Below are 15,323 nucleotides of genomic sequence, written 5' to 3'. Positions count from 1 at the left end.
CTCCTGCCGTCCTGCGGGGCCGCCCGTGCCGGCCGGCCCCCGCGGGACCGGTCCCCCGGTCCCAGCCGGCCCATCGGCCGGGGCGGGCCGGGCTGGAGGACTTCGGGCGGGACGGCTCAGGGCAGGACGGGGTCGGCGGGGACGGGGTCGGGCAGGACGACGTGCGTGCCGGGCGACGACCAGTCCGCCCACCCCTGCGCGTTGCGGGCGCGGACCTGGACCGTCACGGTCGACCCGGGCGCGGCCCGCTCCGACGGCACGTCCACCCGGGCCGTCGTCGTCCGGCCGTCCACCTCGTCGGCGGCGAGCTCGACGGACCCGGGACCGAGCACCCGGACGGCGTAGGCGTCGATCGCCCGCCCGCCGGTCCCGCCGCCGTCCCAGGTGAGCACGAGACGGGTGCCCGTCGCCGTGGGGGTCGCCGCGACCCGGACCTCCCGCTCGTCGGGACGGCTCGGCCTGCGGGGCTCGCCCGAGCCGGCGCCCGTCGCGGTGCCCAGCGCGTTGCCGACGAGCACCTCCACCGCCACGGACGCCGCACCGCCGTCCGCCTCGAGGACCGCCGGCGGTCGGCCCTCGCGCCAGGGGCCGCCGTCGACGCGCCAGCGCCGGACCGTCACCGGTGCCCCGCCGTCACCGCCCTCGGTGACGGCGACCGCCACCTCGTCGACCGCGGTCCCCGGGCCCACGTCCACGGCGGGCGCGTCCGGGGCGGTGCGCACGACGACCTGCCCCAGCTCCGTCCACGGACCCGCCAGTCCGCGGTCGTTGACAACCCGCACCCGCGCCCCGTCGACGGTCCCGGCCATCAGGTCCGTCCGGGTGCAGGCGGTGGCACCGTCGGCCGTGCAGCCCTCCAGCTCGTAGCGCGCGACGCGGAGCGAGGCCCCGCCGGCCGACGCGGGCGGCGTCCAGGTCCAGCGCGCGACGCCCCGGCCCCAGGGCACCCCGGCCGCGGGCTCGACCGCCGCCGCCGTGCCGGGCACGGGCGCGCCCGGGGCGCTCCACGTCTCCCCCGTCGCGCTTCCCCAGGGCCCGGTGCCGGCCACGTTGCGGGCCCGCACGTCGACGGCGTAGGTGCGGCCGCGCACCGCGTCCGTGATCGTCCAGGCCAGCGCGGTGCCGACGTCCACCGGCGCACCGCCGTCGACCCGGACCTGGTAGGTGAGCGCGTCGTCGCCGTTGCCGGCCGGCGCGGCCCACGCCACCTCGACGGTCGCCTCGCCGTCCGCCGCGCTCTCCTGCCGCGTCGCGGTGACGGCGGGCGCCGCGGGGACGCCGGCGGGGCTGACGGGCACCGACCAGGCGCTCCACGGGCCGGGTGCGGGGGCGGCGTTCGTCGCGCGCACCCGCACGGCGTACGCCGTGCCGTTGGTCAGCCTCGGCAGCGTGACCCGCGTCCCGGTGACCGTCGTGGTGGCCGGGCCCCCGACCGGGGCCGGGCTCAGCTCGACGGCGTACCCGCTGACCGGTGAGCCGGTGGACGGGGCCGGGGTCCACTCCACGACGAGGCTGCCGTCGCCGCGCGTGGCCACCGGGGTGCCCGGGGCGCCGGGCACGGCGTCCGGGTGCGCCGGTGCGGAGGGCGCGCTCGCCTCGGACCAGTCGACGCCGTTGCGGGCGGCGACGGTGAACGTGTAGGTCTGCCCGTTGGTCAGGCCGCCGACCGTGCACGTCGTGCCGGCGCAGGCCTGCTCGAGCCCGCCGGGCGAGGCGACGACGCGGTAGCCCGTCACGGGGTCGCCGTGCGCGTCGGGCGGCGACCAGGCGAGCACCACCGTGCGGTCGCCCTCCTCGACGACCGCGGGCGTGCCCGGGGCGTCGGGACGGTCCCGCACGACGACCGTGACGGTCGCGGCGACCTCGCGCTGCGGGTCGTGCGTCGCGTCGCGCACCCGCAGCCGTACGACGACCGTGCCGGACCCGCGGGGCGCGGGCGCCACCGTGACGGTCGTGCCGTCGGTGGTGGCGGTGCCCGCCGCGACGCCGGCCGAGGCGTCCACCGAGGGGTCGACCGTCGCCCCGACGACCTCCAGCGGCGTGCCGGGGAACGGGTTGTAGGCGCCGGCGAGCACGTCCACGACGACGGGCCGCCCGGCCGCGGTGACGACCGTCCGGTCCGCGACCCTGGCCGTGCGCTGCATGCTCGCCAGGACGCGCACCTCGACCTCGACGGGCAGCAGGCCCGCCCGCCCGTAGCCGACCAGCAGCGACAGGCGCGCGGTGCTCCCCCGCGGCGTCGCCGGGTCGGCGGACACGCGCAGCACGTCGTCGTCCACGGTCGCCCGGAACCCGGCCGGCACCGCGGCCGCGAGCGTGAAGGTGAAGCCCTGCGCCGCGTCGTCGGCGCCGGCGGGGCCGTGCACCCAGCGGTTCAGGTCCATCTCGACCGCGTCCCCGCCCGCGACGACGTCGAGGACGTCCGCGGCGAACGTCGGCGGGTGGTCGGTGACGGCGTAGACGGTGACGAGCAGCGTCACGGTCGCCAGGCGCGCGTGCGGGTCGTCCGGGCCCGTCCTGTCCGAGACCGGCACGCTGACCGACGCGGGCCCGGCGTACCCGGGCGCGGGCGTGTACTGCACAGTACGCCCGTCGAGGACCACGGGGGCTCCGGCGGACCGGCTGGCCTGCACGGTGCCGGCCACGCTGGGCCGGCGGCCGGGCGCGACCTGCACCTGCTCGTCGAGGTCGATGGTGAGCACGCCGCCCTCCGCGACGCGCAGCTCCGGGGCGCGCGGACGCGGGGTGGGCGGGAAGAAGCCCAGCGCGGGCACCGTCACGAAGGCCCAGGACCCGGGCGTCCCCGCGGGCGCGGCCGTGTTGGTCAGCAGGAACGGCACGGTCTGCGCGTGCTCGACGAGCGTGACGACCACGCGGCCCGACCGGTCCACCCGCGCCACGTCGGCGACGGAGGCGGGCACGGTGACGCGCAGGTCCTCCAGCGGGCCGCTCGGGTTCGCGGCCACGGCCAGGACGTCCACGGCGACCTGCGTGCGGTCGCGGGTGTCGGCGGCGGGCACGACGACGTCGCGCGCGACGGGCGGCAGCACCGGCGCGTCGGCGGCCACGGTGACGGTGAGCAGCCCTCGTCTGCTGCTGCCCCGGCCGTTGTCCGCGGTGTACGTCACGTGCAGGACGGCGTCGCGGGGCGGCGTGTCCACGACGACGCGCGAGCCGACGACCGCGGCGTTCGCGTCGACGGGCACCGCCTGCGTCGCGGCGTCGGTGAGCACGAGGTCGGGCCTCAGGGTCAGCGGCGAGCCGCCGGAGTCGACGTCGTTGGCCAGCACGCGCACCTCGACGCGCTGCCCGGGCCGCACGAGCACGTCGTCGGGGCGCGCGGAGACGTCCGCGGCACCCGGAGGGCGTGGCACGACGCCCACGCGGACCGCCCCGACCGCGCGCTGGCCGACCCAGTCCTCCACGGCGTACGTGAACGTGTCCGTGCCGTGCTCGCCCGACATCGCCTCGTACTCGAGCCAGTCCGGACCGGTCGCGACCACCCGCCCGCGGGCGGGCACGCCGTCCGCGCCGAGGAGCGTGACGCCGTCGCCGTCGGGGTCGATGCCGACCAGCGGCACGGCGATGCGCACGGTCTCGCCGGCGAAGACCCGGGCGGTGAGCGCGCGCGGCTCCGGCGGGGCCTTCGTCGCGGCGTCGGACGCGTGCACGACGACGGTCACCCGCGTCGAGACCGCGTGCGTCCCGTCGGTCACGGTGACCGTGGCGTGCGTGGTGAGCGCACGCGCCGGCGCCTGGTAGCGCAGCACGTCGCCCGCGACGAAGAGCAGGCCGTCCCCGTCGGGCAACGGCTCGGCGAGCACGGGGGCCAGCGCGAGCGCGTCCCCGTCGGGGTCGGTGGCGTGGTCGAGCACCGGCACCGTGACGACGCCCCCCGTGCGCACCGCCACGGTGACGGGCTCGACGACCGGGGGCCGCGGCGCGGCCTGCACCGGGACCTGGCGCACCGTGATCTGCCCCCGCACGGTCGTCGTGCCGTCGGAGACCTCGTACTCCAGCTCGACCGGCGCCGCCAGCTCCCGCGTCGGCTCCACGCGGACGAAGCGGTGCTCGAGCACCTGGACGTCGACGGGGGCGCCGCCGTGCACGCGGACGGCGCCCAGGACGAGGACGCCCCCGTCCGGGTCGACGTCGTTGGCCAGCGGGTCGACCGTCACGGAGCCCAGCGGCCGGACGAGGGCCACGTCGGGCACCGCGACCGGCGGCGCGTCCTGCTCGGGCCGGGCCACGACGTCGACCCGGACGAGCCCCTCGGCCTGCGCGGACCCCACCGCGACCGTCACGCCGACGTCGTAGGTGCCCGGACGCGCGGCCCGGGCGGTGAAGCGGCCGCCGGCCAGGTCGGTCGTCAGCGCGACGCCCGGCGCGTCGGCGACCGCCGCCAGCCGCGGCTCCCCCGCCGGCTGGCGCCGCAGCGCGGTCAGCGGCTCCACGACGACGGGCTCGTCGACGAAGGTCCGCACGAGGAGGGTCTCCAGCGCGAGGCCGGCCGCGCCCGCGGCGCGCACCTCCACCTCGAGGGTGCCGTCGACGACGGAGCTGCCGTCCGAGGCCTGCAGGTGCACCGTGGCCGTGCCCGTCGCCGCACCGGGCGCCGCCGCCACGGTCACGCGTCCCCCGGGCTCGGACCGGACGGTCAGCCCGGCGGCCGGCCCGGCGGCCGCTCCCGCGGCCGGACCTGCGCCGGTCGGCTCCGGTGCCGCACCCACGAGCTGGAGGGGATCGCCGTCGGGGTCGCGGAAGGTGGCCAGGACGTCCCGCGCGGCCTGCCCGCCCACCTCGACGACGAGGTGGGGGCGCGTCTCCTGGACCGGCGGACCGTCGGCGCCCTCCGCCGCCACGGTCAGGCGCAGCGTCGCGGTCGAGGGCGCCGAGGTGCCGAGGCCGTCGGCGACGGTGTAGAGCACCTCCGCGGCGCCCTGCGCGTCGGGCGGCACGGTCACCTGGAGCCGGCGGCCGCCGTCGACGGCCTCGAGCCGACCGACCGCCGCCGGCAGCGCCTCGACCTCGGTGACGACGAGCAGCCCGCACGCGCTGGCCACGTCGTTGTCGAGGACGGGCAGGACGGTGGTGCGGCCGGCGCGCACGACGAGGTCGTCGTCGACCGCGCGCGGCGGCGCGGACTCGGGCGTGCACGCGGCCTCGTCGACCGGGGTGCTGAGGTCGCCCTGCGCGTCGCCGTCGTCGTCGCCGTCGTCCTCCTCCGGGACCGCCTGCAGCCAGTCGGGCGTGCGCACCGCGGCGTCGACCCCGGGCAGCCAGACACGGCCGGCGCGGGTGTCGTTGAGGACCACGTGCGAGCGGTTGACGCGGAAGACGAGGTCGGTGCCGGCGCCCACGCCCTCCAGCGGCGTCCGCTCGTCGGCGGCGCCGCCGCAGGCCTGCAGCGAGGTGCCGGTGCCGGCTGCGCCGACCCAGGCGCCGTGCAGGCAGCCGGCCACGCGGACGGGCGCCGAGGGCACCCCGTCGCCACCGGCCGGGTGCTCGACCGTGCGGGAGCCGTCGAGGGCCACCTCGAGCAGGGCCGTGCGGGAGGCGACGAGGACCGTGCCGGCCGCGGGGCCGGGCTGCTGGAGGACGAGGTCGTCGCCGGTCAGCCTGACCGCTCCCGCGGGCGTGCGCAGGGTGCTGCCGGCCAGCGCCACGGGGACCTCGCCGACCGCGGTCAGCGCGTCGACGGGTCGGGCGACGGGTTGGGCGACGGGGTCGTCGGCGTCGGCGGCGCCGTCGCGGGCGTCGGCGGTGAGGTCCGCGAGGGGTGCGTCGGCGGGCCGCAGGGTCGCGCCGGTGCCGGTCGGCGCCGGGACGCCGGTGAGCAGCTCGCCCGACGCGGTGACGGCGACCACCGCGCCGGACGGGGTGACGACGGCCCGGCCGCCGGCCCCGAGGTCCGCGTCCGTGGGCGTCGTGCCGGTGTCGAGCCCGCCGAGCGTCGCCGGCGTGCGGACCCACAGGCCGCCCTCCGGGCCGACGAGCGCCACCGTGCCGCCCGCGAGCGCGACCGCGGCGCCCGGTGCGGTCGCGGAGGCCGCGACCGTCACGGTCGCGGGGTCGACGAGCGCCGGCCCGGTCGCCTCGAGCAGCAGGACGTCGGCGCCGTCCTGCCGCACGTCGACCGCCGTCCCCGTCGCGACGAGCCCGCCGTCGAGGTCCTGCACCGGCACGTTCCAGCGGCCCAGCCGCCCGAGGTCGGTGGCCGTGAGCCACACCCCGCCGTCGTCGAGGTCCAGCGTCGTCGTCGGCACCCCGCGCCCGACGAGCGCGAGCACCGCCACCAGCACGGGCACCGTCACCAGGGCCGCCGCGCGCCGCAGCCGCGGCGGGACCGCCGTGAGGACCGCCGCGCGGCCCGTGGGGCGGGCCGTCGGTCGCGCGGTCACCCGCCGGGCGGTGGCTGCCGGCCGCCTCACGGCGCGCACGCGACCGCGGGCGACGCCGAGGCCTGCCGGTCGACGCGGACGAGCGAGACCGCCACGCACGGCCCTGCGGACGCCGGCACCAGCGCGACGGGCTCCGTGACGTCGACCGGCGCCGCCGAGCCGTCGACGGGCGCCCACTGCCAGAAGTCGCCGTCCCGGGCGGGCTCGCGCGTCCACGTCCACCGCACGGTGCCGTCGGCGAGCACCTCGCCCGACAGGCCCGACGGCGCCGGGACGACCTCGGTGCGCAGGCCGCCGTCGGCGGGCGCGGTCAGCGCGTCGCCGGTGCCGTCCGGCCCGGACCCGGGCGGCCGCAGCAGCGACGCGACGCCGAGGCCGACGAGCACGACGACCGCGGTGATCGCACCGGCCCGGGTGAACCGGCGCGGACGCCGTCGGGTCGTCGCCGGAGCGGGGGCGCCGGCGGCGGGCCGGACGTGCTCCGGCCCCGTGCGCCGGTCGTCGACGGCCGGCGCGACGGCCGCGGCGGGTGCGGTCGGGTCCGGTACGGCCGACGGCGCGAGGGTGGCGGCCCGGCGCAGGACCGTCGGCGCGTCGTCGAGCCCGTCCGGCGCGGGGACGACACCCTGGGCGTCGCGGGCGTCGCGGGCGTTGACCGCGCCGTCCACGCTCGCGTGCGGGGTCGGCTGCGGTGCCGGGGGGGCGGGTGCGGGAGCGGCGGACGGGCGGGGCCGCCACCGGGCGGCACCGGTGTCGGCCGAGGCGAGAGTCACGGGTGCGGGGGCGCCACGGCTCGTGCCGCCGGGGGTGCCCGCCCCCGGGACGGGCGACGACGCGCCGGCGGGCTCGTCGTCGGCCAGGCGCAGCGCGCGCGCCCGGGTGACGTCGGGCAGGTCCTCGTCGGAGCGCGGCTGCGGCAGCGGGACCGGTACCGGCGCCGCGACCGGGTCGGAGACCCGAGCCCCGGCGGGCAGTCCGCCGGGCGTCCGCACGGGGCCGGCGGCGGCGCCCGCACGGCGGGCGGAGGTCGGCAGGACCAGCGGCCCCTCGCCGTCCTCGCCCTGCACGTCGACGGCGGTGACGGGCAGGCCGAGCTCGTGCTCGACCTGCTGCAGCGCGTGCGCGACGGACAGCGCGGAGCCGTGCCGCCGCGCCGGCGCCCGGTTCATGGCGCGCGCGAGGACGGCCTCGAGCGCGGGCGGCACGTCGGCGCGGCCCGTCGGGGGCAGCGCGGCCCGCTCGATGCGCTGGACGAGGTCGACGGCCGTGTTCGACCCACCGGGCACCTCGAACGGCGACCGCCCCGCCAGCAGGGAGTAGAGCGTGGCCGCCAGGCTCCACACGTCGGAGCGCTCGTCGCCCTCGGACCCGTCGGCCAGCAGCTCGGGGGGCGCCCACGGCACCGACAGGCCCGCGGCGCCCGCCGCTCCCGCCGCGCGCCGGTGCTCGGCGATCCCGAAGTCCGTCAGCACGGGCCGGCCGAGGTCGGTGGTGAGCACGTTGGCCGGCTTGATGTCGCGGTGCAGGATGCCGGCGCGGTGCGCCGTCTCCACCGCGGAGGCCAGCCGCACGCCCGTGCGCAGCACCTCGGGGACCTCGAGGCGCTCGGTGCGGTAGCGGTCGCCCAGCGAGGGCCCCGGGCAGTGCTCGAGGACGAGGCACGGGCGCCCGTCCTCCGTCGAGGTCACGGCGTGCACGGTGACGATCGAGGGGTGGTGCGACACGCGCGCGGCCAGGTCCGCCTCGTGCAGGAAGCGTGCGCGGACCTCTGGCGCGGGCGCGGCGTGCAGCACCTTGACCGCGACGAGCCGCCGCGGGTGCTCCTGCTCGTAGCAGAGCACGTCGGCGGACCCGCCGCGGCCCAGGGGGTGCAGGAAGCGCAGGCCGGGCAGCACGGGCGGGACGACCGCGGGCCCGGGCTCCACGGGGACGACGGGCCCCGCGGGCCCGGCGGCGCGTGCCACGGTCGCGGACAGGTCGGCGGGCACGGGCGTCAGTCCTCCCACCGCACCCGCAGCGTCGCGCCGTCGCCGAGGTCGACGAGGTCCGTCTCCGTCAGGGGCGTCGGGCGCCCGGGCTCGAGGACGACCTCCTCGCCGTGCGCGCGCACGACGACGCCGTTCGTCGAGTGCAGGTCCGTCACGAGGACGAGGGGCCCCTCGGCGTGCACCTGCGCGTGCGTGCGGGACACGTCGTGCGTCGGGCTCGGCACGGCGACGAGGCGCGGCAGGCCCGAGCGGGTCGCCTGCGTCACCTGCGGCGCGCGCCCGACGAGCACCGGCCGGTCGAGCGGGACGAGCGCACCCGTCGAGAGCTCCAGCACGGGGCGCCGCGGCGGCACCGGACCGGGCTCGACCGCGCCGGCCGGCGGCAGGTCCGGCGCGGGCGCCGGTGCGAGCAGCGCGTCCAGGTCGGCCGTGGTCTGCGCCGCGTGGTCGGCGGCCCAGCCGGGCAGCAGGCGCCGGATCTCGTCGAGCTCCTCGGTGAGGATCGTCATGCCGTCGTGGTCGTCGAGGACGAGGGCCGCCGCACCGGTCACGGCCCGCTCGGGAGCAGCCCCGGCAGGGACAGCCGGGACCTCGGCGACGGCGACGTCCGGCAGGACGACGCTCTCCGGCACCACGACGTCCGGCACGACGACGGGCTCCGGCACGACGGGCTCCCGCACGACGGGCTCCCGCACGACGGTCTCCTGCACGACGGGCTCGAGCACGACGGGCTGCGCCACGACGGGCTCCGGCACGGCCGCGACGGTCAGCTCGGGGTCTGCCGTGCCCGCGGTGGCGTCCTCGGGGTCCGCGGCGACGGCGGCGAACGGCGGCTCGACGACGACGGCGGCCACCGGCCCCAGCCGGAGCGTCGCCGCACGCACCACGCCGGCGTGCACGGGCCAGAGGACCGCCGCGCCGTCGCCCGCCGCGTGGTCCGTCCCCGTGGCGACGCCGTCGGGGCGCAGCTCGACCGACCCCGCACCGGGCACCGACCGCTCGGACCAGGTGAGCGCGCCGCGCCCGTCGACGACGACGACCGGCAGCCCGGCGTCGTGCGCGTGGGCGGCCCGGCGATCGTCCGGGTCCACGTCGCCGGTCGTCCGGTCCCCGGCGACGTGCACGAGCACGCCGCGCGCGGCCACGTGGGCCGTGCCGTCGCGCAGCTCGACGGCCGCGAACGCGGGCACTGCGCCCAGGCCGTCGCGGGCGAGCACCTCGAGGACCCGGAGCAGGCCCTGCGCGCCGGCCGGCTCGTCGCCGGTCGGCTCGTCGCCCGCCTCCACCCCGACGGGCCCCCGGTGCTCGACCGCCGCCCAGAGCCGCTGCACGAGCGCGACGGGCGCCGCAGGCTCGACGACGACCACCGCGCCGGGCCCGACGACGGCCCACCAGGGACCGGGCAGGTACGAGGCGGTCATGCGGCACCTCCGGGCGGTGGGACGGGCGGGACGGTCGGGACGGGCGGCGAGGACGGGACGACGTCCGGACGGGCCACCGCGCCGGGTTCGAGGGACGGGCGGGGACGAGGGGTCCGGGGGACGGTGACGCCGTCCCGCGCGTCGTCCCACCCGTCGGCCGGGGGGACGCCGGGACCGGCCGGGCCGACGACCGGGCCGGTCCCCGCCCGGGCCGCGCCGACCGAGCCGACCAGGACGCCCGTCGCCGTGCGCCCGGCCGGGACGGCGTCCACGACCACCGTCGTGACGTTGTCCCGCGCCCCGCGCCCGACCGCCGCGTCCACGAGCGCCGCCGCGGCGGCCTGGGGGTCCGGGTGCGCCAGGAGGGCGGCGACGTCCTCGTCGTGCAGCTCGCGCGTGAGCCCGTCGGAGCACACGAGCAGCCGGTCGCCCTCGGCGGCCGGCAGCAGCCAGTAGTCCGGCTCGACGACCTCCGTGCTGCCGAGCACGCGCGTGAGCACGTGCCGGTCGGGGTGCGTCCGGGCTCCGGCGGCGTCGAGGCCGCCGGCGGCGACGAGCTCGCCGACGACGGAGTGGTCGACGCTCACCTGCACCAGCCCGTCGGCCGTCACCCGGTACACGCGGGAGTCGCCGACGTTGAGGACCAGCCACAGCGGACGGCCGCCGTCGTGGGTGAGGACGACGCCGGCGACGGTCGTGCCGCCCTGGCGGCCGCCGGTGAACTCCGTGCGGATGCGGTGCGCGGCCCGCAGGAAGCAGGCGTGCACGTCGTCGGGCGTGGCCCCGCGGCCCGCGAGGTCGGCGAACTCCTCGACCGCGATGCGGCTGGCGACGTCACCCGCGTCGTGCCCGCCCATGCCGTCGGCGACGAGGAACACCGGGGGGTGCGCCAGCAGGGCGTCCTCGTTGACCTCCCGCACCGCGCCGCGGTCGGTGGCCGAACCCCACTGCGTCCGCATCGCACCCCTCCCGCCCGGCAGCCGTCGCCCACCCATCGGTCGGGGGGCCGAGGCCGTGAGGGAAAACGATCACCGGATCCCGGGCACCGCGGCCGGCCGGCGGCGGCCGGCGACGGGCGGTGGCGGCGGGCGGAGGCGGCGGGACCTCAGATGCCCAGCTGGAACACGCCCCAGTAGGCGAGCACGACGAGCAGGACCGCCGCCGCGACGACGACGAGCGAGAGCGCCCCCGCCCGGACCGCCCCGGGAGCCGCCCGCTGCCCCGCGCGCCGCAGCGCCCGCACGCGCCGCACCAGCAGCACGCCCGCGACCACCGCGACGAGCCCCACGACGCGCACCAGCACCCACCCGCCCTGCACGACCAGCGCGTTGCGCTCGTAGTCCAGCGCCAGCTGCGCCACGGACGTCAGGTACCAGACGAGCGCGGCGACCGTCAGCACCGTGGCCAGCGCCAGGACCAGCAGCGGGTCGCGGATGCCGGCGGCGAACCGCCGCAGCACCGGCGCGGTGCCGTGCCGCGCGGCCCGTCGGCGCCGCCACGGGTCCAGGGCCCGGTCGACGCCGACCGCCGCGGGCGCGAGCAGCAGCAGCACGGCGCCGGCGGCGACCGTCCCCAGCACGACCGTCCCGTCGCGCAGCCACCGCGGCTGCGGCACCGGTCCGGCCAGGTAGGTCTGCACGGGCTGCGCACCGGCGATGCGGGGGGCGCTGCCGGTCGTCGCGGGCAGGCCGGCGACCCAGCCCGTGAGGTCGCGCAGGAAGTCCGCCGACACCTCGCCGTGCACCCGCAGGCCGTGGCTCGCGCCGGCGTAGTAGCGGACGGTGACGTCGACGTTCCCGGCCACGGCGGCGTCGGCGATGATCCGCTGCGCGCCCTGGACCAGCGGCATGGACGCGTCCCCGGTGCCGTAGGCGACGAACAGCGGCTGGGTCGTGCGGCGCTGGAAGGGCGTCACGTCGAAGCGCGCGTACTCGAAGCCGCCGCCCGGCAGCGACAGCCCGACGGCGCGCGGGATGGCGCGGAACACCTGCTGCGGCACGCCGGTGTTGCGCAGGTAGGAGTCCGCCGCGAAGGCCGCCTGCTGCAGCGGCGGCACGACCGGCGCGGACACCAGCGCGACGAACGCCAGGCCCGGGTCCCGTGCGGCCATCACGGGCGCGATCCACGCGCCCTCGCTCTCCCCGTACACGCCGACCCGCGCCGGGTCGACCTCCGGCTGGTCCCGCAGCACCGCGACGGACCGCGCGTAGTCGGCGGCCATCGCCTCGTAGTCGCGGTGCCGGAGCGTGTAGGTGTCCAGCCGCTTGTCCGGGACCATCGCGACGACCCCGGCGCGCGCCATCGCCTCGGCCTGCGCGCGGAACGCCTGGACGAACCGGCCCGTCCCCGCGCCGTGCACGAACACGACGCCGGGCAGGTCGTCGCCGGCCCCGACCGGCGCCGTGACCTGCGCCCGCACGGTCGCCCCGTCGAGCACCACGTCCACCACGCGCTGCGTCGTCGCGTACCCCGCCGTCGGGGGCGCCCCCGTCACCGTCGTGCCGGTCGCCGCGACCTCCAGCGGATCGGTCAGCGGCGTCGGCGCCCACTGCGGGCCGAGCAGGGACCCGACGACGGCGAGCACGACGAGCGCCACCGCGGTCCCGCCGACCGTCGCGGGCACGCCGCGGTGCGGGTCGACGCGACGCAGCCGCCGCCACCACCGGGGCCCGGTGGCGGCGGCCCGGGCGGGGGCCACTAGAAGCCGAGCCGGCCGAGCTGCTTGGGGTCGCGCTGCCAGTCCTTGGCGACCCGCACGTGCAGGTCGAGGAACACCTTCGCGCCCAGCAGGGCCTCGATCTCACGGCGGGCGCGCGTGCCGACGTCGCGCAGCCGCGCCCCGCTCTTGCCGATGACGATGGCCTTCTGGCTGTCGCGCTCGACGAAGAGCTCCACCCGGACGTCGAGCAGCGGCGGCCCGACCGGGGGCCGCCCGGCCTGGCCCTCGCGCGGCTCGCGGGCGACGATCTCCTCGACGACGACCGCCAGGGAGTGCGGCAGCTCGTCGCGCACGCCCTCGAGGGCCGCCTCCCGGACGAGCTCGGCGACCATGACCGCCTCCGGCTCGTCCGTCAGCTCGCCCTCCGGGTAGAGCGGCGGCCCCTCCGGCAGGAGGCCCAGCAGGACGTCGACGAGCACGTCCACCTGGTAGCCGGACCGCGCCGACACCGGCACGATGTCCGTCCAGGCGCCCAGCTCCTGCACGGCCAGGAGGTGCTCGGCCAGGCGCCCCTTCCCGACGAGGTCCGCCTTCGTCACGACCGCGACGACCGGTGTCCCTGCACCCGCGGACGCCCCCGCCGTGCCCTCCGGCGGCCGCAGCGCCGCGAGCTGCTCGGCGATGAACCGGTCCCCGGGCCCGACGCGCTGGTCCGCGGGCAGGCAGAATCCGACGACGTCGACCTCGGCCAGCGTGCCGCGCACGAGGTCGTTGAGCCGCTCGCCCAGCAGCGTGCGCGGGCGGTGCAACCCGGGGGTGTCGACGAGCACGACCTGCCCGTCGGCGCGGTGCACGATCCCGCGCACGGTGTGCCGGGTGGTCTGCGGCCGGTCCGAGGTGATGGCGACCTTCTGCCCGACGAGGGCGTTGGTCAGGGTCGACTTGCCGGCATTCGGGCGCCCGACGAGGCACGCGAACCCGGCGCGGAAGGGCCGCCCGCCGGTCACCGCGAGGCCCCGTCCTGCGCGCGCACGCGCTCGTCGTCACGACCGTGCTCACGACCGTGCTCACGACCGTGCTCGCGTCCGTCCTCGTCCCCGCCGGACCCGTCCTCGGCCTCGGGCTCGTGGGCGCGGCTCACGAGCACCGTCGCCAGGCGCTTGCGGCGTCCCTCGACCCGCTCGGCCCGCAGGTGCAGCCCGTGGATCTCCCCCTCGGAGCCCGGCAGCGGCACCTTGCCGAGCGCCTTGGCCAGCAGGCCGCCCGCGCTGTCCACGTCCTCGTCGTCCACCTCGAGGCCGAACAGCTCGCCGACCTCGTCGCGACCCAGCCGCGCCGGGACGCGGTACACGCCCGGCTCGACCTCCTCGACGACCGGTGCGTCGGGGTCGTGCTCGTCCGTCAGCTCCCCGACGAGCTCCTCCAGCGCGTCCTCGATGGTCACCAGCCCGGCGATGCCGCCGTACTCGTCGACGACGAGCGCGAGGTGCGAGGAGCCCGACTGGAGCTCGCGCAGCAGCGCGTCCACGGGCTTGGACTCGGGCACGAAGACCGGCGGGCGCGCCAGGTCGGCCACGAGCGTGCGCCCGTCGTCGCCCGCGTCCTGCAGGTGCCGCACGAGGTCCTTGAGGTAGAGCACCCCGCGCAGGTCGTCGACGGAGTCCCCCGTGACGGGCGCCCGCGAGAATCCCGAGCGCAGCAGCAGCGACAGCGCCTTGGGCAGCGGGGACGCCGCGTGCACGGTGATCATGTCGGGGCGCGGCACCATGACCTCGCGCGTGAGCCGGTCCCCGAGCTCGAGCACCGAGCGGAACAGCTCGCGCTCCTCGTCCTCGATGGCCTCGGACTCGGCCACGCGCTGGACCATGTCGCGCAGCTCCTCCTCCTGCTCCTCCTCCGCGTGCTCCCCGACGCTCTCGGGGCGCCCGACGCCGCCGGCCAGCGCGGTGACGCCGACGAGCAGCGGCCAGGTCCGCGCGAGCGTCGCCGCCGGGTGGCGCCGGCCGAGGCGGCGGGGGCTCAGGCGCACGAGGAGGAACGCCACGAGCGCGCACACCGCGACGGACACGAGCAGGACGCCCCACCACGGCAGGGCGGTGGCGTCCGCGACCGCCAGCGTGAGGCAGACGGTCGCGGTCATCTCGGCCACGATCCGCACGAACGAGGCCGCGGACTGCACGCGCCCGTGGTGCAGGGACAGCGCCTCGACGCGGGCGGCGGCGGGGTGCCCGCCGGCCCCCAGCTCCGCGACCGCGGCCCGCGTGACCCGCCCGACGGCCACCTCGCCCGCGGACAGGGTCGCCGCCAGCGCGATCGCCAGGACCGCGACGGTGACGAGCAGCGCCACCGGGACGTCGGTCACGGGAGGGTCCGCTCGAGGGAGCCGTCCGCGCCGCGGCCGGCGAGGAACGTCAGCAGGAGCCGCCGCTGCAGCGCGAACATCGCCTTCTCCTCCTCGGGCTCGGCGTGGTCGTACCCGAGCAGGTGCAGGATCCCGTGCGTCGTCAGCAGGAGGAGCTCCTCCACGGTGCTGTGCCCGGCGGCGCGCGCCTGGACGGCCGCGACCTCCGGGCACAGCACGACGTCGCCGAGCAGCCCCGCGGGCGTCACGGCGTCCTCGCGGCCGGGTCGCAGCTCGTCCATGGGGAAGGACAGCACGTCCGTGGGGCCCGGCTCGTCCATCCAGCGCACGTGCAGGTCGGACATGACCTCCGTGCCGACGAGCGTGATCGACAGGTCGGTCTGCGGGTGCACGTGCATCGCGTCCAGCACGTGCCGGGCGAGCGCGGCGAACTCCGCCTCGTCGACCGCGTGGCCGGTCTCGTTGGTGACCTCGATGCTCACGGTGGCGTGC

8 protein-coding genes are annotated in these 15,323 nt (G+C 78.7%); all 8 read right to left on the bottom strand.

What is annotated here, in order from left to right; genetic code table 11:
- Positions 1 to 116 precede the first annotated feature (116 nt).
- The 8 genes from AC2TDM_RS07110 to ybeY all read right to left on the bottom strand — a co-directional run bounded on the left by AC2TDM_RS07110 (position 117) and on the right by ybeY (position 15,313).
- On the bottom strand, positions 117 to 6,401 hold the full coding sequence (locus AC2TDM_RS07110; protein ID WP_484636218.1) for an Ig-like domain-containing protein: 6,285 nt from the start codon (positions 6,399 to 6,401) through the stop codon (positions 117 to 119).
- A gap of 26 nt (positions 6,402 to 6,427) precedes the next feature.
- Positions 6,428 to 8,389 (bottom strand): serine/threonine-protein kinase, encoded by a 1,962-nt coding sequence (locus AC2TDM_RS07105; protein ID WP_484636217.1) that lies wholly within the window; start codon positions 8,387 to 8,389, stop codon positions 6,428 to 6,430.
- A 5-nt stretch (positions 8,390 to 8,394) separates the two neighbouring features.
- Positions 8,395 to 9,810, bottom strand: a complete 1,416-nt coding sequence (locus tag AC2TDM_RS07100; protein WP_484636216.1) for an FHA domain-containing protein — start codon at positions 9,808 to 9,810, stop codon at positions 8,395 to 8,397.
- A complete protein-coding gene (locus AC2TDM_RS07095) occupies positions 9,807 to 10,769 on the bottom strand; it encodes a PP2C family protein-serine/threonine phosphatase (protein WP_090032932.1) in 963 nt (320 codons plus the stop codon). The genes AC2TDM_RS07100 and AC2TDM_RS07095 overlap by 4 nt, the downstream gene beginning before the upstream one ends.
- A gap of 146 nt (positions 10,770 to 10,915) precedes the next feature.
- Entirely contained in the window at positions 10,916 to 12,433 is a 1,518-nt protein-coding gene (locus AC2TDM_RS07090; RefSeq protein ID WP_484636215.1) for an alpha/beta hydrolase family protein, read from the bottom strand.
- A gap of 74 nt (positions 12,434 to 12,507) precedes the next feature.
- Positions 12,508 to 13,476: a GTPase Era gene (era, locus tag AC2TDM_RS07085; RefSeq protein ID WP_484636214.1), complete on the bottom strand. Its 969-nt coding sequence runs from the start codon at positions 13,474 to 13,476 to the stop codon at positions 12,508 to 12,510.
- Entirely contained in the window at positions 13,473 to 14,831 is a 1,359-nt protein-coding gene (locus tag AC2TDM_RS07080; RefSeq protein ID WP_484636213.1) for a hemolysin family protein, read from the bottom strand. Before AC2TDM_RS07080 ends, era begins: the two co-directional genes overlap by 4 nt.
- Positions 14,828 to 15,313 carry an rRNA maturation RNase YbeY gene (ybeY, locus tag AC2TDM_RS07075; RefSeq protein ID WP_484636408.1) on the bottom strand — a complete coding sequence of 162 codons (486 nt, stop codon included), beginning with the start codon at positions 15,311 to 15,313 and terminating at the stop codon, positions 14,828 to 14,830. Before ybeY ends, AC2TDM_RS07080 begins: the two co-directional genes overlap by 4 nt.
- Positions 15,314 to 15,323 lie beyond the last annotated feature (10 nt).

The sequence above is a fragment of the Cellulomonas sp. plas2 genome, from assembly GCF_057221735.1.
The sequence above is the reverse complement of the archived record's forward strand: the minus strand, read 5'-3'. Positions and strand labels throughout refer to the sequence as shown.